Origin of the sequence: Streptacidiphilus sp. P02-A3a (assembly GCF_014084105.1) — a bacterium.
Taxonomy (GTDB): domain Bacteria; phylum Actinomycetota; class Actinomycetes; order Streptomycetales; family Streptomycetaceae; genus Streptacidiphilus.
This window is the reverse complement of record NZ_CP048289.1, coordinates 5,247,276-5,265,266: the sequence shown is the minus strand read 5'-3', so window position 1 is coordinate 5,265,266 and position 17,991 is coordinate 5,247,276. Positions and strand designations below refer to the sequence as shown.

Here is a 17,991-nt window from a genome sequence, read left to right as displayed (position 1 = left end):
TCAGCCGCCGCCGGGCACCGGGCAGGGAGTGCCGCGCGGGAGCGCGTAGCGCGCGCCGATCCGGAAGGTGCCCGGGGCGTCGGCCCGCAGCAGCGTCCACTGCGCGGACTGCTCCAGGCAGCCGTGGCGGCCGTCGAGCAGCCCGAGCCAGGGCGACCAGATCACCCGCAGCAGCACCGGCCCGGCGGCGGGCACGCGTACCGTCAGCTCGCCCTCGCCCGCGAGCAGCACCGTGGACGGCCGGGACACCAGCGGTACCGCGTCCTCGACCCGGTAGACCTGCCAGTGCGCGTCCCGCCAGACCCGCCGCAGCCACGGCTGGTCGGCGGCGACGATCCGGCCCTCGGCCCGGGAGGCGGCGTCCAGCGGCGTGTCGGGCAGCACCACGTAGCCCACCGCCCAGGTGTCCAGCCAGGCGCGGTAGCCGGCCGGGTCGAGCGTGCCGTCGTAGAAGAGCGGGTTGCGCACCACGTCGATCTGCCGGTTCCAGCCCCGTGCCAGCTCGACGTACGGCGCCAGCAGCGAGGACTCGACGTGCGTGCTGGCGGCCACCACCTCGACCCGGTCCCGGTCCGCGCCCAGCCGGGTCAGCTCGGCGGTCAGCGGCCTCACGTACCGGGCCCAGCCGGTCGCGGAGGCGGTGTCCAGGGCGGTGCCCACCGGCTGGTAGCTCTGCCAGCCCAGGGCGAACGCGAACGCGAGCCACAGCGCCGCCGCCCGCCGCCCGCGCGCGGCCATGGCCGCCGCCAGCAGCAGGGCGGCCGAGAACAGCAGCGACAGCCGTGAGACGTTGCTGCCGACCGGGGAGGGGACCGCCAGCGACAGCAGGTTGCCGAGCAGGTAGACCCAGGCTCCGACGCGGACCGCCCGCCAGTCGGGTGGCGCCAGCAGGGCGATCGGCAGCACGGTGGCGCCCACCAGCGCCGCCTGGGCCAGGGTGTCCGGCTGGACGCCGTAGAACGGGAAGAGCAGCGTGGTGGCCGCGACCACCAGCGGCGGGCCCGCGGCCAGCGCGAAGGCGGCCGGACGGCGCCCGGTGCGGAACAGCGCCGGGGCCACCACCAGCAGGAACAGGCCGTCGACCGGGCTGGCCAGGGTGGCCAGCAGGCCCAGCGCCCCGGCGGCGGTGGCCCCGGCCCGCTCGGCCCTGGCCTCGTACGCGACCAGCACGGCCGCGAGCGCCAGCGGCACCCCGATGCCGAAGGTGATCCGGCCGGACGCGGTGTCGTACGACAGCGCCGCCGCGCCGCACAGCGCGGGCAGCAGCGGACGGGCGATGCCGGAACGGGTCAGCAGCCGGGCGAAGAGCGCGGCGGACAGCGTCCCGGCGACCACCGCCGCGGTGCGCACCCCCAGCCAGGCCATCAGATACGGGGTGAGCACGCTGTACGAGGCCGGGTACATGCCGCCGTACCAGGACAGGTCGTAGGCCGAACCGGGGTGGGCGGAGGCGTACTGGGCCCAGGCGTACTGCGCGGCCATGTCGCCGCCGCCGTTGGCCAGCAGCAGCGCCCAGAGCGTCTGCAGCGACGCGGCCAGCAGCACCGAGGCCACGACCGGTTGCCGCAGCCAGGACGTCGGCGGGCGGAACACGTCCGGCGGGCCGGTCAGCGGCCTCGCTCCGGGGCCGGGCGGCAGGGCGGTCACGGCGGTCGGTCCCAGTCCCTTCCTGCGGGCGCGCTGGACGCCGCACCGCGCGGCGGCGCGGGCGGGGTCGGGTGAACTCTGCGGGTATCCCGCAGCGGACCGCCGGGCACGCCTCCCCCCGGCGAAAGCCACCCGATCACCGCAGAGCGCCGGGACCGCTTCCCGGCCGCGTCAGTCGCGGGCCGCGGTCACCACCACCGTGGTGTACTCGGCGGTGAAGCCGCCGCCGATCGCGTCGATCGCCGCCCCGACCGCCACCAGCAGCTCCGCCAGCCGGTCCGGCGGCAGCCGGGTGAACAGGCCCTGGGTGGGCATCTGGTCGAGCCAGGCCTCCCGGGTGTACTGCCACTGCCAGGCGAGCCGCCACTGCTCCGGTTCGCTGAACCCGCCCGCCTCCCGGATCCCGTCGGCGGCCTTGGCGAGCAGGCCCTGGTACGGGTCCAGGGGCGGCCGGACCATCGCCTGGAAGTCGAACGGCGCCTCGGGCATGACCCGGCGGCAGGCGTCCGCGATCGCCTGCGCCACCTCGGTCGGGAGCTGGAACGCGTTCCACAGGGCCGCCAGCCGACCGCCGGGGCGCAGCGCCAGCGCGGCCTTGGCCGCCCCGGCCACCGGGTCGATCCAGTGCCAGGCCTGGCCCGCGACGACCGCGTCGAACCGCCGTCCGGCCGGGTCCCAGGCCTCGAAGCCGGCCACCTCGACGTCGACCCCGAGCCGCCGCGCCAGCTCCGCCATCCGCTGGTCGGGCTCGACCCCCAGGGCGCGGCAGCCGGCCGCCCGGAACTGCCGGGCGAGGATCCCGGTGCCGCAGCCGACGTCCAGCAGGCCGGGGCCCGGCGCGGCGGCGGCGATCCGGCGCACCACGGCCTCGGGGTAGCGGGGGCGGGTCCGGTCGTAGCGCTCCGCGTCGGCGCCGAAGGACTCCGCCATCTGCCGGTGCTGATGGGGTTCCAGGCGGGGCCGCGGGGTCGGCTCGGGCGATAGAGTGGGCATGCGCCCACTATGGTGGGCAAGCGCCCACTCGTCAACGGGACGGATCGGCGCGAGCGAGGGGACGGGCGGAATGCCGACCGGAGTGGCCATGCGCGATCCGCGCGAGCAGCTGTTCGACGCCGCCGAGCGGGTGCTGCTCCGGGACGGCCCGAACGCGCTGACCAGCAGGGCGGTCACCACCGAGGCGGGCTGCGCCAAGGGCGTGCTGCACCGGCACTTCGCCGACTTCGACGCCTTCCTGGCGGAGCTGGTGCTCGCCCGGGTCGCCCGGGTCGGCGCGCAGTCCGCCGCGCTGCGCGAGGCCGCCGGGAGCGGCAGCGTGGTCGGCAACCTGACCGCCGCGCTGACCGGGCTGTTCGAGTCGGTCGCGGTGGCCGTCGTCGGCCTGGTCATCTCCCGGGACGGCCTGCGGGCCCGGCTGCGCCAGGCCGGGCTGACCGGCATCCCGGTCCTGGCGCAGGCCGCGGTGATGATCGCCGACTACCTCGGCGCGGAGCGCGAACGCGGCCGGATCGCGGCGGAAGCCGATGTCGACACGCTGGCGCTCACCCTGATCGGCAGCGGCCACCTGCTCTTCGCCGGGACCGAGGGCAGCCCGCCGCCGGACGGCGCGGTGCGCACGGTGGTGGAATCGGTCGTCGCCGGGGCGCTGCCCTGACCGACGGCCGACCGGAGCCGGATCCGCCGCCGCGGCCCGGGCTATCCCGCTTGCCGTGCCTCGGGGTCGGCCAGGAAGCGCTCCAGGCCCTCGACCACCAGCAGGTGGTCGTCCAGCTGCGGGAGACCGGAGACGGCGACCGTCCCCACCACGCCGACGCCCGCGACGTGCAGCGGGAAGGCGCCGCCGTGCGCGGCGAAGCGGTCGGGGTCGAGCCGCGACTTCTCCTCGAAGCTGCTGCCGCCGTCCCGGAACCGCTGCCCGACCAGGTACGAACTCGCGCCGTAGCGGCGGACCACCCGGGTCTTGCGGTCGATCCAGGCGTCGTTGTCGGCGCTGGTGCCGGGCAGCGCGCAGTGGAACAGCTGCTGCTCGCCGCGCCGGACGTCCACGGTGACGGCGTGGCCGCGCTCGCGGGCCAGGCCGACCAGCAGGCAGCCCAGCCGCCAGGCGTCGTCGTTGTCGAACCGCGACAGCCGCAACCGCCGCTCCTGCTCCTCCAGTTCCGGGGTGGTCGGCGCCGGTCGCGCGGTCACAGGGTCACCACCCGCTGCTCGGCGGCGGACCGCCGGGCCGCCTCCAGGACGGTCAGCGAGGCGACCGCGTCCCGCGCGTCCACCGGTACCGGCGCCCTGCCGTGCAGGGCCTCGGCCATGCCCGCGTAGTAGCGCTGGTAGGCGCCCGCGAGGGTCGGCTGCGCGGCGGTGTCCGCACCCGCGCCGAGCAGGCCGTACTCCGCCGGGGGCGTCACCCCCCAGTCCGGATCGGCCGGGGTCCGGCCCGCGCGCAGCGCCGCCTCCTGCCCGTCCAGACCGTGGACGACGTAGGCGCGGTCACTGCCCAGGACCCGGAAGCGCGGCCCGAGATCGCCCGCGACGGCGCTCATCCACAGGTGCGAGCGGGTGCCGTTGGCGTGCCGCAGCGCCACGAACGCGTCGTCGTCGGTCAGCGCGCCCGGACGGCGGCAGTCCAGCTCGGCGTAGACCTCGGTGGCCGGGCCGAACAGGGTCAGCGCCTGGTCGACCAGGTGGCTGCCCAGGTCGTACAGCAGCCCGCCCGCCTCGGCCGGGTCGCCCAGCTCCCGCCAGCCGCCCTTGAGCTGCGGACGCCAGCGCTCGAAGCGCGACTCGAACCGGTGCACCGTGCCCAGCCTGCCGCCGCGCACCAGCTCGGCGACGGTGAGGAAGTCGCCGTCCCAGCGCCGGTTCTGGAAGACGCTCAGCGGCAGCCCCAGCGCCTCCGCCCGGTCCGCCAGGGCCCGGGCCTGGTCGGCGGTCGCCGCCAGCGGCTTGTCGACGACCACCGCCACGCCCGCCTCCAGCGCGGCGGTCGCGTGGGCGACGTGCAGCCGGTTGGGTGAGGCGACCACCACCAGGTCCAGGTTCAGCGGCCACAGCTGTTCGATGGCGTCGACCACCTCGACCCCCGGATACCCGGCGCGGGCCTGTGCCGCGCGTTCGGTTTCGCGGGTGACGACGGCGGCCAGGGACAGGCCGGGGGTGGTGGCGATCAGCGGGGCGTGGAAGGCCGAACCGGCCAGCCCGTAGCCGACCAGCCCGACGCGGTGCAGGGGAGTGTCCATGCCCCCAGTTAAACAACAGTGTGGATAAAGCCGCAAGCGGGCCCATACTGGGAGCATGGCCAACCTCACCGCCCTCCGCGACCACAACACCGCCGCCGTCCTCCGGCGGATCCGGGCGGCGCGGGAGACCAGCCAGCTGGAGCTGGCCGAGGCGACCGGGCTCACCGCGCAGGCGATCAGCAAGATCGTCCGGCGGCTCACCGAGGAGGGACTGGTCACCCCGTCCGGGCGCGGCCGACCGACCGGCGGCAAGCCGCGCACCCTGCTCAGCCTGGTACCGCAGGCCCGCTGGGCGGTCGGCGCGCAACTCGGACGCACCGCGCTGACCGTGCTGCTGGTCGACCTCGGCGGCCGGGTCGCCGCCGCGGCCTCGGCCCCGATCGAGCGCGGCTGGACCCCGTCCGAGGTGATGGACCTGCTGGCGGCGCGGATCGAGGCGGTGCTCGCGCAGGTGCCGCGCGAGCGGGTGCTCGGCGTCGGCGTGGCCTGCCCCGGACCGCTGGACCAGCGCACCGGTGTGCTGCACCAGGCCACCGGCCTGCCCGGTTGGGACGGCGTCGCCCTCGGCGACGAACTCGCCGCCAGGCTCGACCTGCCGGTCGCCGTCGACAAGGACACCACGGCGGGCGTGCTCAGCCAGCCGGGATCCGCCGACCGGGCCTTCGTCTACCTGGACGACGGGCTCGGCGCGGGCCTCGTCCTCGGCGGCCGGGTACAGCGCGGGGCCCGCACCAACGCCGGGGAGTTCGGCCACCAGGTGCTCGACCCGGCCGGGCCGCGCTGCGCCTGCGGCAGCCGGGGCTGCCTGGAGGCCCTGTGCCGGGCCGCGCTCGACGCGGACCGCCCGGACCTGGCCGCGGACCTGCTCGGCGTGGGCGTGGCGAACCTGCTCCGGCTGCTGGACGTGGACCAGGTGGTGCTCGGCGGCCGGGCGGTACTGGCCGATCCGGAGCGTTGGCGGGCCCGGGTCGCGGCGGCGCTGCGCGCGCGGACGCCGGACCCGGACTGGCAGGCGGTCGAGGTGACGGTGGCCCGGGCGGGTGAGCGCGCGGTCGCGCTGGGCGCGGCCGGGCTGGTCCTCGGTCCGTGGTTCGGCGCGGGCGAGGCGCTGGGGGCGGTGCTGGGCGCGGTGCTGGACTGACGCCCCCGGCGGGCGGTGGTCAGGGGAACGGGTGGGGGTGCGGATTGACCTCGTCCGGGGTCAGCGGCCGGTCGGTCCGGCCGAGCGTGCGGGGGAGGGTGAGCACCCGGTCGAGTCCGTCGATCCGGCGCAGGTGGTGGCCGAAGGTCATCGGCAGCAGGCCGGGGACCAGCGCCTTGACGCAGGAGAGGCCGGACTCGGCGTGGACCGGGGTGGTCTGGTCGACGATGATCGCTTCCAGGCCGTTCGCGGCGAAGCGGCCGACCAGCTCGTCCAGGTCCGCGCGCAGGTCGGTGTGGCGGGGCCAGGCGTACTGCTCGGTGAGCTCGCGGAGGTCCCGGCGCGGGCGGGCCTCCGGGCCCCGGCCGTCCGGGTCGAGCAGGAAGTCGAGGCGGCGCGCGGCCAGCGGGTCGCAGTACAGCAGCGCGTGGTCGTCCATCAGCCGGACCAGTTCCGGGTCCTCGCGCATCCGCGCGGCGTCCGCGTGGCGCTGCGGATAGATGATCTGATAGGCCTCGATCGCGGTGATCAGCTCGTGCAGCGCGCCGAAGATGCCGCGTTCCGGGTCAAGGCCGGAGCCGCCCGCGCAGAGCACGCTGGGGCGGTCCACGCTGTCCGGCCCGGTGTTCCTGGCGGCGGCCCAGAAGCTGGGGATGCCCTCCGCGCCGGTCACGTCGAACACCTCGACCCGGTAGCCGGTGCGCTCGCGGATGTGGTCGGCGAGCAGGCCGAGCCTGCGGTCACGGGCGCTGTGCAGGTCGACGGCGGGCGCGGGCATCCGGGCGTACCAGGTGACCAGGAAGGCGTCACGCTCGGCGAGTTCCAGCAGCCCGTACAGCGCCGCCTCCTCCAGGCAGCCGCCGAGCGCGCAGCCGTTGGAGATCTCGGAGACGAAGGCGCGGTCCTGCGGGGTGTGCCTGCCGACCCGGTAGTAGGCCAGGCTCTCGGGCACCAGGACCGGCCGCTCGCGGGTGAGCGAGTAGCCCCAGACCCAGGGCATGACCAGGTCGGGGTGGTAGCGCTGGAGGGGGAAACCGGACTGCCGGTACCGGTCCGGATCATGGCCGCCGACGCTGGCCGGGTCGAGCACGCCCTCCGGGTCCCGGGCGGCGAGCTCGCGGTGGCAGGCCCGCACGTGGGTGCGCCTGCCGCCCGGGCGACCACCGCCGAGCCGTTCCAGCGCCTCGGCGACGGCGGTGACCCGGGCGCTGCGGAAGTCCAGCGCCCGGCCGTAGCCGCCGTCGACCGACTCCGGCGGCCCCACCTTCGCCTCGGCGAAGGGCACCGCGTGCAGGCCGCGCGGCTGGAGGCCCTTGATCACGCCGGTCTCGTCGTCGACGTAGCGGGCCTCCAGCGCGGCTGCCTCGGTGCGGAGGTCGCGGACGCGCAGCACGGCGGGGTCGGGCTTGACCCGGGCGGCCCGGGCGACGGTGGCCAGCGCCGGGGAGTCCTCGGGCAGGCCGCCGCAGTGGGGGCAGTGCGGATCGGGCAGGAACGGGTGACGGCTGATCCGGTGGTCGCTCAACCGGATCATCGTGGCCGTGGCCGGTGCTCCGTCGGAGACCGCCCGCAGCGTCAGGGTGGCGGCGAGCGCGGCGGCCAGCGGGGTCAGCAGCGGCGAGACCCGGCCGGAGAGCCGGTCCCCGTAGGCCGCGCGGAGCGCCGCGTCCTCGGCCGCGTCCGCGCGCGCCCCGGCGCGGCGGGCGGCGAGGCAGCGGTCGCAGCCGGGCAGCCCGGGGCGGACCAGCGGACCGATGACGATCCGGTCGAGCTCCGCGACCACCGGCAGCCAGGCCCCGGGGGCGCCGGGCGCTCCGGTGGCCCAGGTCGCTCCGGTCGCTCCGGTCACTTCGGTCACTTCTGGTGCTTCGGGTGCTTCTGGTGCTTCAGGTGCTCTGAATGCTCTGGGTGCTTCGGTCGCTTCGGCGCGCAGGGTGTCGGCGAGGGCCGCCCCGGCGTCGGCGGTGTCGGCCGCGAGCAACCGCACCGGGGCCGACAAGCCCGGCAACGGCGGCGCGGCCGCCAGCCGTTGGGCCAGGGCCAGGCCGAGCAGGCCGCCGTCGTGGCGCAGGCGGACATCGGGGAGCAGGGCGGTCTCAGGCATCGGCGTTCACGGCTTTCACGGCTTGCGGGACGGCCCGCACCAGGTAGGGCAGGACCCGGGTGGCGGCCGGGTCGTGATCGAGCGGGACGATCAGGGTGGGGATGGTCCCGGGGCCACGCGTGGCGCTGCCGCGCAGGTCGCGGCGGGCCGCCGCGACCGCCTCGGCCAGGGTGCCGCCGGAGCCGAGGCCGCGCGGCGCGCGCCGACCGCGTCCGTAGACCGCCGCCGCCGGGACCAGCTGGACCGCACCGGTCTCCGGGCACCAGCCCCACACCGCCGGACCGGCGGGCGTCGGGGTGTACCGGCGGGGATCCGCCGCCGACTGGCCGTAGACCGCCAGCGCCCGCCGGGCGGCACCGACCCGCGCCGAGGTGAAGTCCGCGCCGGTGCCGTAGACGCGGTGCTCGGTCCCACCGGCGGCCGGGTCGCGGACGAGCGCGGTGCAGGCGCGCCGGGGGAACTGCGGCAGGCCCTCCTCGTCCAGCGCCGCGATCAGCCCGGCCCGCGGGTCGACGCAGTCGGCGGCGCGCCGCGAGAACTCCTCCGGGTCAAGGACCGGTCCGGTGCGCAGGGCCTCGATCTTCGCGCGGAACTCCGCCTCACCCTCCGGGGCCGCCGCCAGCGCCGCCGGATGCGGCCGGTAGTGGTGCCGACCGGTGGTCAGCGCGGCCGGATCCAGCCGGACCAGGCGGTCGGGTTCGGCGGCGCGGGCATCGGCGGTCAGGGCGTGCTGGAACCCGTGCACGAGCAGGGACGCGGCCACCTCGACGCTCCCGGCGGGATCGAAGCCCTGCGGCGCGCACGCGGGTGCGGCGCTGCCGTGCAGGCGCAGCCAGGCACCGAGCCAGCCGCCCTCGGGGCGGCCCGGGCCGGGGGCGAGCATCGGCCCGATCCACCAGGCGTCGGCGTCACCGACGGCCGGGGCGAACCACAGCCGGTGACGGCGGCACAGCTCGTCGAGCCGGGAGACCCGGTCGGGGTCGGCGGCGGCCGTGAGCAGCAGCAGCGCGTCGTACTGCCCGCTGCCCGCCGCGGCCTCGGCCCGGTCCTGGTCGGTGACCACGGTGACCTCGCCGACGCCGGTCAGCCGCAGCGCGTCGGCGAGCAGCGGGCCGACGGACGGGGCCGCGAGCAGCAGCACCCGCAGCGCCGTGTACGCCGAGGCCCGCCCGGCCGGACCCGGATCCGCGGCGTCCTCCAGCAGGCCGTGCGCGTCGAGGCGGTCCAGGACGCCGTGCACCACCGGGCGGCGGGCGTCGTCCAGGCCGTCGAGCAGCTGCGCCACCGTCCGGGTGCCGTCCAGGAACGGGGCGAGTCGGTCGAGCCAGGCGGCGATCCCCGGCGCGGCGATCAGGTCCGTCCCGTGACTGGAACGGACGTAGCCGGTGCCGCGTCCACTGGGTACCAGGAACACGTCGGGGCGCAGCCGAGGAGCGTGGTCGAGCGGGATCAAGGATGGCCTCCGACGAGGATCAACGGGTCCGACGGTGCTCCGTGGCCGCGTTCGCGGCCGACGAGCACGCTGAGCAGCGCGGTGCGGCCGGGCGGGGCGCCGAGCGCGGCGTCCGTCCGCTCGGTGACGAAGTCGCAGCGCAGCCCCGCGCCGAGGCCCGCCCGGGCGGCGGCCAGGCCGACGCGCTGGCCGACGATCCCGGCGCGGATGTTGAGCATCCGGTACCAGCGGTCGCCGTACAGCGGATACCCCTGCTCGTAGTCGCCGACGACCAGCACCGCGCACGCGGCCTCGAACCCGGCCAGCTCGCCGGGCCCGCCGGGCGGGTACAGGTCGCGGGGCGTCGTACCCGGGGCCGTCAGCCGGAGCTCGCCCGAGCCCGGATCCCGGCGGTGGCAGCCGGGATCCAGCCCGGACACCCGGCCCGCCACGCAGTACAGCTCGGCGGCGGCGCCGTGGGCACCGGGGCCGCCGGGGTGGTCCAGCGGCACCGGGAGGGCGGCCCGGTCCAGCAGCTCGGCCAGCTGCGCCGAGGGGACGGCGGTCGGCTCGAAGCCGGACCGGGCGGAGCGGCGGTCCAGGACCGCGCGGGTGGGCGCCAGGTCGGCCGCCGAGCCGGAGGTGACGACCACGTGCACGCTCTCGGCCGTGGGGTCGAGGCCGAGCAGCCGGTTCAGCGGCTGGTCCGCGAAGTGGGTGTGCGCCGCCGGTGCCGCCCCCGCCGAGTCCAGCAGGGTCAGTGCCTGACCGGCCAGCACACCGGTGTCGAGGGCCTGCAAGCGGTGGCCGAAGGGGCCGTACCGGGCCAGGTTGGCGTCCTGGCGGGCGGTGATCAGCAGTATCAACTCCGGCTGCTGGGACGGGGGTTCGGCGAGGCAGCCGGTCAGTTCCGGGCGCAGGTCCGCGCCGGAGAGGCGCTCCAGGGCGTGGGTGGTCGGCAGGTAGTGGTGCAGACCGGCGGCCGTCGCCAGGTAGACCTCGCCGGGGTAGGCGCCCCCGCCGGAGGGCACCGGCCGGTTGCCGGCGACGCCCGCGAGAGACCAGTCGATCCTGGTCACCCCGTACAGCAGCGCCAGCAGCCGACCGAGGCTCTCGGGCCCGGCCGTCGGGGCCGACGCGAAGGGGGGAAACGGCAGCCGGACCAGCGGAGCCCCGGGGTGGTGCCTGGGCGCGGTGTTGCCCGCGGCCAGGTCGATCGCGGGCAGCACGCTGCCGTACCGGGCGTGGTAGCGGCGGGCGGCGGCCCCGCCGGTCTCGGTGGGGCCCAGGTACTCGGCCGGGTCCGGCTCCGGTGCTTCCGAGTTCATCCGCGCGGCCCCAGCGGCTCCAGCGGCTCGGGGGCGGCCGGGACCGGTTCGTTCGGCGAGGCCGAGACGGTGGCCAGGACCAGTTCCAGGGCGCTCACGCCGTACACCTCCTCCACCGCGCTCGCGGCGAGGTGGCAGAGCAGGTAGCGGGTGAGGCCCGGGATACCGAGGCGGGACAGGTGGAGGTAGGTGTAGTTGAGCATCAGCCGGTACCGCAGGAAACGCGGATCGCGGTACATCATCTGCTTGTACGCCACGTTTCCGGCGATCGCCTCGTGCATCGGGCTGTTGGCGAGCAGATCGCCGATGCCGTTCTCCACGTCGTCCGGGATCTCCGCCTCGGGGATCTCCCCGGCCAGGTACAGCTCGGTCCAGCGCCCGCCGAGCGGGTCGATCGCCGCGACCCAGCGGCGCAGCGCCGCGTCGTCCGCGCCCTGCGCGCCGCCCGGCTCGGGGGCGGTGTCGGCGGCGGGGTGGTCGAACGCCGCCACGACCGCGCGGACCTGTGCGGTGAGTACCGCGCTGTTGGCCGTGTAGCGCTGGTCGAAGGCCTGCCGGACCTGCGGCCCGACGGTGCTCAGGTAGCCCTCGGCGTGGGAGCGGAAGGAGACGAAGCCGCGCCGGATCGAGGCGTCCTCCGGATGGCGGCAGAGCATGTGCGCGGTGGCGAGCATCAGCCGCAGCGCCAGCGTCTCGCGCGGTACCCCGGCGGCGACCGCCTCCAGCTGCTGGAAGAGCAGCCCGTTGGTGCGGTCGTAGAACAGCGCGAGTTCGTCCGCGCCGACCGGGCAGCCGAGCACCTCGATCCGGCGGTCGTGCTCGGCCCAGGTGATCGAGTTGTCCGGGTAGAACGGGGAGAGCGGCCCCGGCTCGCGCTCGGCCTCGGCGAGACGGCGGTGCATCGGCAGCAGGGCGGTCTCGTCCGGCGCCGGGCCGGTGGACGGGTGCTCCCGCAGGTACCCGCCGATGATCTCGGCCACGGCGGGCTCCACCAACTCGGTGAAGACCGCCGGTTCGGCCTGGAACACCAGCCGCAGGTGCGGGCCCCGGCGCCAGTGCCGCAGCACGTAGCTCGACCGCACCTGACCGGCGCAGCGCTCGATGACCGGTCGGACCGCGTCCAGCAGCAACTGGTCGGTGCCGTCGCCGAAGTACGCGATGTGGGCCGCGCGCCACTGTGCCGTCTCCGTCGGCAGCGGTGTCTGTGCCATGGCAAGTCCCTCGTTCTTCTCAGTGGTCACGATCGTCCCGCCGCCTCGTCCAACACCCCTTCGGGTGAGGTGAGTTCGTCCACGGCCAGCGCGGCCAGGCCGCGCAGGGCCGCCTCCTGGTCCAGTCGGACGCCCAACCGGTTGCAGGCCAGGTGGGTCAGGTGGCCGGGCAGGCGCTGCGGATCGGCGGCGAGTCGGCGGGCCCGCCGGAAGGCGGCGAACCAGCGGACGAGCGGGTCGGTGTCGGGCGACGTGCCGCCGGTCGCGGACGCGTCGCATGCGGTGCGGGCGGCGCGGGCCACCGGGAGCCAGCTGGCCCGACTGCGCTGGTACTGCCCAACCACCTTGCTGTGCTGCTCAGTTGCCCGTCCACCGGACGGGTCGAGGGCTCCAGCGAGGAGCGCGAAGCAGTGCGCCAGCCGTCGGGGTTGGTCCCAGCCCGCGACGACGGCGGCCATCGAGATTTCGCTGCACACGGCGAAGCACTCCTCCACCGCCCGCAGGGCCGCGCCCCGGCCGTACTTGGCGTGCTCGGGCCGGTAGTCGACGAAGGCGAGGCTGTCGTTGGGGGCCAGCGACCCGACCTGCGAGCCGGGCTCCAGCGCGGCGAACCGGCTTGCCAGTTCGTGGTACTGATCAGCCGTCATGGGTGTTGCTGGTGTCAGTGGTTCGAAGAAGGCCGCGGTGTGGTCCGCAACTGCCTCGCGTACCAGCGGTGCTGCGTCCGGCGTGGTGAGCCGGATCCGCAGCCGCAGGTGCGGACCGGACTGCCAGTGCCGGATGAAGAAGGCCCGATCGGCCAACTCGCTTTCGCGCAGCCCGGCGAGGACGTCGGGCAGCAGCCGACCGACCACCAGGTCGAGCGGGTGCGCGGTGAACACGTGCGCGCTGACCCAGTGTTGGGCCGGTTGCTGGTCTAGCACGCGGCTGGCCGTTCTCTCGTCGGGGGCAACTGCGCCGTCGGGTTCGCTGCCGTCGTCGGGCTCGCTGCCGTCGGGTTCGCTGCCGTCGGCTTCGCTGCGGCGAGCTCGATCAGGAACTCGGCCGTGTGGCGCTGCCCGTCCGGGCGGGCCGGAGCGTCCTGGAGCTCCGGCAGCGGCTCGCTGAGCAGCAGTGGGCGTCCCGAGGCCGCCGCCTGTTCGAAGATCCGCAGTAGATGCGGATGGCCGAAGTCCAGGTACACCGGTTTGCGGTCCTTGTCGTGCAGCGCGGGACCGGCGTAGCCATCGGCGGGCCTCGGGGTGAGCGTCCGCAGGTAGCAGCGCAGCGGCAGGCCGTGCGCCTCGCGCCAGGCGTGCACCCGGACCAGGTAGCGGCTGTCCGGCTCGCCGGGGGCGCGCGCGGGGGCGTCGCCGCCGTCGACGAACCAGCAGGCCCGGCGCAGCACCACGGAGCCGAGCGCGATCCGCGCCACCCGGCGTGGCGCGCCGGGGACGTCCGCCGCCGTGCGCCACAGCTGCGGCCAGTCCGACCAGAAGGAGTAGGAGCTCTGACCGAAGGCCTCCACCAGCAGTCCGGCCGGGAGCGGGAGCAGCGGGGTGGCCAGCAGGCCCAGGTGCAGCGGGCGGACGGTCCGGCCGGTCCCGCGCCATTCGAGGCGCAGCCGCCGCTCGTCCGGATCGTGCACCACGTCCAGGTCAGCCGGGCGGATCAGGTCGGACGACGGCCTCGCGGAGCAGCAGCCGTCCAGGTCGATCGCGTAACGGGTCACCGCTGCCCGCTGGTTGAGGCTGCTGCCGAAGGACGCGTCGAACTCGGCGTAGTGGGCGCGGTCAGGGCGGTCAGGGCGGTCGGGGCGCTCGGCGTGGAGCGCGGGGCTGGTCGGGGCGCCGACCGCGGCGTCGATCATCCGGGCGGTGCGGCTGCGGCCCGTTCCGTGGCCGCAGGTCACCGTGTTGAGCACGACCCCGAGTCCGGCCGCGGTGGCGGGCAGCGGCTGGACGTAGCAGGTGTAGCGGTCGTCCGCCGCGTACCGGTCGATCCAGTGGCCGCACAGCTCGCGTACGGCGTCCGGGGCGAGCCGGACCGTGCCGTCGGCGTCCTCGGGGGTGGCCGCGAGCAGCGCGCGCAGCTCCGCCTGCCGCTGGGCGTCGCGCGCGACCGGGGTGGCCGCGTCGGCGCGCGCCCACCAGGCTCCGAAGTCCCGGAGGAAGAGCGTGAACGGTCGGCGGAAGCCCTCGCCGTACCCGCTCACGGCCTGGCGCAGCAGCGCGTCCCGGCGCGGCGCGAGGGTGTCGAACGGGGCGAGCAGGCAGGGCACCAGCGCCAGCTCGGCGAGCACCGGCCGCCAGGAGTCCGGGTCCAGGGTGGCGGCGTCGCCCGGGACGACGGTGTTGTGGAAGTACGGGGTGCTCAGGTCCAGGCTCTCCGCCGCGCCGAGCAACCCGAGCCGCCGCGCGGCGTCGGTGGTGCCGGAGCGCAGGCCGGCCGCGATGCCCCGGTGCGCCGCCGGGGCCGCCCGGCGGGCGGCGTCGACCTGGTCGCGGATCACCCGCAGGTCGTCCAGGACGAGCGCGAGCCGGTCACCGGGGTCGCCGTCGGGCGCGTGGGCGGCCAGCCAGCCGCTCAGCGTGTCCGCGTCGAGGGCCTGGTCCGGGAGGCCGAGCTGGGTCTCCAGCAGGCCGAGCCGGAGCAGTTGGGCGATGACGGCGTCCGCGCGACCGGCCGCCGCCGGATCGTCGAGGTCGGCCGGCGCGCCGAGCAGCGCGCGCAGACCGGAGCGGGTGCCGACCTCCCGCGCCGCCTTCAGGATCGCGGCGAGCGCGGCGGTGGCCGGGAGCGAGCGGACCTCGCCGGACGGTCCCGGGGCGGTGAACAGCCAGCGGTCGCCCTCGGCGGACGGCACCAGCGTGGCGAACGGGTTGACCCGGAGCCGGGCCGCCCGGTCCAGTTCCGGCAGGTGGGCGAGGGTGGCGGCGATCCGGGAGAGCGGCAGCAGCCCGGCCTCCACCAGGTCGGCCGGGAGCGCGCCGGTCAGCCGGGCAGCGGCGTCCTGGTGCGCCGACCAGCGGGCCAGGCCACTGGCGGCGAAGGTGGTCAGCGGGCTGGGCTTGGCCACGGCCCGGGCCGCGTACTTCGCCAGCCGCACCGCTGCCCGGTCCAGTGGCCGCCGACCGGGCTCGACCCGCTCGCGCTCGGTCCAGCGGCGGACGTCGTCGTACAGGTCCGGGCTGGCGTAGCCGAGGCCGAGGCCGAACCGCGGGTCCTCGGCGAGCTGCGCCAGCGCGGACGCCGCGGACCGGACCTCCGACAGCAGCGTCCGCTCCAGCAGTTCGAACTCGTCCGCCCGGACCTGGCGCAGCGCGGCGTGGCGGCGGATCCGGGCAGTGAGCGCGGCACCGACCACCTCCGGCGGCGCCGCCCGGTCGAGCAGGGCGGCGACCGGGAGGCCCCGGTGCACCGCGCGGCGCAGGCCGACCAGGCGCGCCTTGAAGGGCCGCGCCTGCTCGGTGGCGACGAGCGCGTACAACTCCGCGCTGATCTGCTCGGCGTCCGCGTGCGACTCCTGGTCCAGGGCTACGATCCGCAGCGCGAGCCCGGTACTGAGCGGGATCCGGGAGCGGTCGAGGGCATCGGCGGGCAGCCCGGCGATGCGGACCCCGACCGGCTCGGCCCACGGCGCGGTTGACGCTGTGCTCGACGGTTCCGGCATCAGAACACCACCGGCAGCCGGAAACCGGGGGCGGGCTTCGCCGCGCCCACCGCGATCTGGAACAGCACCGTCTCGTCCGTCCCGGTCAGCCCGAGCAGGCGTCCGGCGGCGGCGGCGTCGTAGCCGTTGTGCACCCGGGCGCTCTGTCCGTGGCGGGCCGCCACCACGCAGAGCAGGTGCGCCACGGCCCCGGCGATCAGGTGCAGTCGTCGGAACGCGTCCGCGCCGTGCCGGGCCACGGCCGGGCCACGGGCCACGGACAGGTAGGCGGTGACGGCCACGGCACGGAAGTTCAACGACACCCGCCCCTCGGTCCGGCCGATCTGCTCCAGCGCCGGGACCGGGTCCTCCGCGTGCAGCAGGTGCGGCTGGTCGCCGGTGTAGCCGTAGCGGCCGGGTGGCAGGTCATCGACCCGCCGCAGGTAGAGGTGGCAGCTGACGTCGCTGAAGGGGGCGCCGGCCAGGGCGCTGCCGAGCTCGTCGAGCATCGCCTTCGGGGCCGCCACCGGCGCCGGGTCGAAGATCGCCGCGCCGGAGTGCCGCGCGCGCAGCGCCCCGGCCAGGTCCTCGGGCACCCACGGGAGTGGGGCGTCGGCGTCCGGTCCGACCTCCAGGTACCCCATCGGGTGCTCGGCACCGGGCGTCAGCCAGCCGTCGCACAGGCCCAGCAACGCCTCCCGGTCGAGGCCGGGCCGCGCCCGCAGCCCGAGCGCGGCGGCGACCAGGTGCACCGAGCCGAGGAGCATCCCCGCCTCCTGGGCGCACAGCCGGGGCGCGTACCCGCCGTACAGCCGTGCTGTCCGGGCGAAGCGGCTGGTGATCACCAGAAACCGGGACCTGCCCGGGCTCCCGACGCCACGGGAGCCCCGCACCGGGTCGAGCCGATGGTGCAGCGGGTCGTACCGCTGGACCTCGGCCGGGCCGCCGCGCGGATCGGGCGAGACCAGGTAGAGCTCGCTCGGGTAGAGGCAGCGGGCCGAGGCCACCGCCCGGTGCAGTGGCCAGCCGCCCGGGGTGAGGTCGTGCTGGAACAGCCCGAAGGAGTAGTGGAGCAGCGCGGCCAGGACGGACGGGTCCGCCAGCCCGGCGTCGGCCGGTGGCGGGACCGGAGCCAGGCGCAGTGGAGGCGGTGGCAGCGGGTACCCCGTACCGGCGGGGTGCGCGTCGGGCTCCGGCGGCTCGGGCTCGGCGGCGTACCCGCCGGTCGCGAGGGTGACGGGGATCGACCGGCGGGAGTAGACCGCCTCGGACCACAGGTCCAGCGGGAACGGGTGCTCGGAGACGGTGCTCATGTCGTCTGCGCTGTCCGCGTGGGTTGCGCAGGTTGCGCAGGTTGCGTCGGGAGGAAGCGTCCAGTCGCCAGATCAAGTAGCGCCGTGCCCGGTTCCTCGGCTCCGCCCTCCTCCAACTGGGCTACTTTTCGCAGGAGTTGAAGGCAGAGCTGGTTGGCTGCGAGCGCCGCGACCGGACCGCCCAGGTAGCGGTCGGCGGGTTCCGCCGTCCTCGCGTCGGTGCCCTGGCCGACTTCCTTGCCGATGCCGCCAAGTGACTGAGCGTCACCGTTTGGCGACAGGGTACGGATGTGCGCGTGCCGTCCGTCGGCGACCGCGTGGCCGTAGACGAGGCCGCTCCGCAGCGCGAGGGTATGGACACGCATTGTCAGTTCCGCATCGAACTCATCGGTAACAAGTAGCGCCGCGCCCGCGTCGTCGGGGAGTTCCGACAGCTCGCCACTGATTGCTTCGTACCTAAAGGATCTGCCATCGCCACGGATTAGTTCGACGCACTCTTCCAGTCGCGGCAAATCCGTGCGACTCCCGCCCCGCTTCGCTTCGACGACTCGGAAGCGAACGTGCGCCACTCCGGACGAGAGCAAAGCGAGGACGAGCGCACTCCCCATGCTGCCCGAGCCGACAACGACCGGCGCGCAATTGCGGTACCGCTCGAAGCGGTGCTCCGGGGAGTCGGCCCGCAGTGCGATGAAGTCGATCAGGGCGCAGTGGCGGGCGCGGACCTCGGGGGAGAGCCCGTGCGGTAGGTCCCCCTCCGCGTCGCGCACGAAACCTTCCCGCACCAGTAGTTCTACCAGCGTGCGCACGTGCTGGGCCGCCTGCGGCGGCAGATCCGCGACGAGTTGGTCCAGCCGGGTGCCCCCGTCGAGGAAGGGCCGGATGCGTTCCAACCAGGGGTACATCCCGGGTGCGGGGAACGCGGCGGTGCGCCGTGGGCCACGGATCACCACG

The 17,991-nt window shown here is 75.8% G+C and carries 14 protein-coding genes; 2 read left to right on the top strand and 12 right to left on the bottom strand.

Annotation, left to right across the window (positions count from 1 at the left end):
• Complete coding sequence (locus GXP74_RS22735; RefSeq protein WP_225448121.1) at positions 1-1,647, bottom strand: MFS transporter; 1,647 nt, start codon at positions 1,645-1,647, stop codon at positions 1-3.
• Between the two features lie 171 nt (positions 1,648-1,818).
• Positions 1,819-2,640, bottom strand: coding sequence for a class I SAM-dependent methyltransferase (locus tag GXP74_RS22730; RefSeq protein ID WP_225448120.1), 822 nt, complete (start codon positions 2,638-2,640; stop codon positions 1,819-1,821).
• A 70-nt stretch (positions 2,641-2,710) separates the two neighbouring features.
• On the opposite strand from GXP74_RS22730, the gene GXP74_RS22725 reads away from it, so the two are divergent.
• The gene (locus tag GXP74_RS22725) at positions 2,711-3,298 is read left to right on the top strand and encodes a TetR/AcrR family transcriptional regulator (protein ID WP_182453088.1); all 588 of its coding nucleotides are present in this window, start codon (positions 2,711-2,713) and stop codon (positions 3,296-3,298) included.
• Between the two features lie 41 nt (positions 3,299-3,339).
• Here the strand turns inward: GXP74_RS22725 and GXP74_RS22720 are convergent, their stop codons facing one another.
• A complete protein-coding gene (locus GXP74_RS22720) occupies positions 3,340-3,834 on the bottom strand; it encodes a heme-degrading domain-containing protein (protein ID WP_182453087.1) in 495 nt (164 codons plus the stop codon).
• Positions 3,831-4,880 carry a Gfo/Idh/MocA family oxidoreductase gene (locus GXP74_RS22715; RefSeq protein ID WP_182453086.1) on the bottom strand — a complete coding sequence of 350 codons (1,050 nt, stop codon included), beginning with the start codon at positions 4,878-4,880 and terminating at the stop codon, positions 3,831-3,833. Before GXP74_RS22715 ends, GXP74_RS22720 begins: the two co-directional genes overlap by 4 nt.
• A 55-nt stretch (positions 4,881-4,935) precedes the next feature.
• On the opposite strand from GXP74_RS22715, the gene GXP74_RS22710 reads away from it, so the two are divergent.
• The gene (locus tag GXP74_RS22710; protein WP_182453085.1) at positions 4,936-6,021 is read left to right on the top strand and encodes an ROK family transcriptional regulator; all 1,086 of its coding nucleotides are present in this window, start codon (positions 4,936-4,938) and stop codon (positions 6,019-6,021) included.
• Between the two features lie 19 nt (positions 6,022-6,040).
• On the opposite strand, the gene GXP74_RS22705 is transcribed toward GXP74_RS22710, so the two are convergent.
• From GXP74_RS22705 to GXP74_RS22670, 8 genes are read right to left on the bottom strand one after another with little or no spacing between them, the layout of a single operon-like run.
• Positions 6,041-8,125 (bottom strand): TOMM precursor leader peptide-binding protein, encoded by a 2,085-nt coding sequence (locus tag GXP74_RS22705; RefSeq protein WP_182453084.1) that lies wholly within the window; start codon positions 8,123-8,125, stop codon positions 6,041-6,043.
• Complete coding sequence (locus GXP74_RS22700; RefSeq protein WP_182453083.1) at positions 8,118-9,578, bottom strand: hypothetical protein; 1,461 nt, start codon at positions 9,576-9,578, stop codon at positions 8,118-8,120. The genes GXP74_RS22705 and GXP74_RS22700 overlap by 8 nt, the downstream gene beginning before the upstream one ends.
• Positions 9,575-10,885: a SagB family peptide dehydrogenase gene (locus GXP74_RS22695; RefSeq protein ID WP_182453082.1), complete on the bottom strand. Its 1,311-nt coding sequence runs from the start codon at positions 10,883-10,885 to the stop codon at positions 9,575-9,577. Before GXP74_RS22695 ends, GXP74_RS22700 begins: the two co-directional genes overlap by 4 nt.
• The gene (locus GXP74_RS22690; RefSeq protein WP_182453081.1) at positions 10,882-12,096 is read right to left on the bottom strand and encodes a thiopeptide maturation pyridine synthase; all 1,215 of its coding nucleotides are present in this window, start codon (positions 12,094-12,096) and stop codon (positions 10,882-10,884) included. Before GXP74_RS22690 ends, GXP74_RS22695 begins: the two co-directional genes overlap by 4 nt.
• A gap of 26 nt (positions 12,097-12,122) precedes the next feature.
• Positions 12,123-13,019 carry a lantibiotic dehydratase C-terminal domain-containing protein gene (locus tag GXP74_RS22685; RefSeq protein ID WP_182453080.1) on the bottom strand — a complete coding sequence of 299 codons (897 nt, stop codon included), beginning with the start codon at positions 13,017-13,019 and terminating at the stop codon, positions 12,123-12,125.
• Positions 13,013-15,748: a hypothetical protein gene (locus tag GXP74_RS22680; RefSeq protein WP_182453079.1), complete on the bottom strand. Its 2,736-nt coding sequence runs from the start codon at positions 15,746-15,748 to the stop codon at positions 13,013-13,015. The genes GXP74_RS22685 and GXP74_RS22680 overlap by 7 nt, the downstream gene beginning before the upstream one ends.
• Entirely contained in the window at positions 15,748-17,040 is a 1,293-nt protein-coding gene (locus GXP74_RS22675) for a hypothetical protein (protein ID WP_182453078.1), read from the bottom strand. Before GXP74_RS22675 ends, GXP74_RS22680 begins: the two co-directional genes overlap by 1 nt.
• On the bottom strand, positions 17,037-17,930 hold the full coding sequence (locus tag GXP74_RS22670; RefSeq protein WP_225448119.1) for a hypothetical protein: 894 nt from the start codon (positions 17,928-17,930) through the stop codon (positions 17,037-17,039). The genes GXP74_RS22675 and GXP74_RS22670 overlap by 4 nt, the downstream gene beginning before the upstream one ends.
• Positions 17,931-17,991: the final 61 nt, after the last annotated feature.

Excerpts from the sequence above, each read along its gene's own strand:
- GXP74_RS22730 (WP_225448120.1), bottom strand. The coding sequence starts at position 2,640 with ATGCCCACTCTATCGCCCGAGCCGACCCCGCGGCCCCGCCTGGAACCC.
- GXP74_RS22725 (WP_182453088.1), top strand. The coding sequence starts at position 2,711 with ATGCCGACCGGAGTGGCCATGCGCGATCCGCGCGAGCAGCTGTTCGAC.
- GXP74_RS22715 (WP_182453086.1), bottom strand. The coding sequence starts at position 4,880 with ATGGACACTCCCCTGCACCGCGTCGGGCTGGTCGGCTACGGGCTGGCC.
- GXP74_RS22710 (WP_182453085.1), top strand. The coding sequence starts at position 4,936 with ATGGCCAACCTCACCGCCCTCCGCGACCACAACACCGCCGCCGTCCTC.
- GXP74_RS22705 (WP_182453084.1), bottom strand. The coding sequence starts at position 8,125 with ATGCCTGAGACCGCCCTGCTCCCCGATGTCCGCCTGCGCCACGACGGC.
- GXP74_RS22695 (WP_182453082.1), bottom strand. The coding sequence starts at position 10,885 with ATGAACTCGGAAGCACCGGAGCCGGACCCGGCCGAGTACCTGGGCCCC.
- GXP74_RS22690 (WP_182453081.1), bottom strand. The coding sequence starts at position 12,096 with ATGGCACAGACACCGCTGCCGACGGAGACGGCACAGTGGCGCGCGGCC.
- GXP74_RS22680 (WP_182453079.1), bottom strand. The coding sequence starts at position 15,748 with ATGCCGGAACCGTCGAGCACAGCGTCAACCGCGCCGTGGGCCGAGCCG.
- GXP74_RS22675 (WP_182453078.1), bottom strand. The coding sequence starts at position 17,040 with ATGAGCACCGTCTCCGAGCACCCGTTCCCGCTGGACCTGTGGTCCGAG.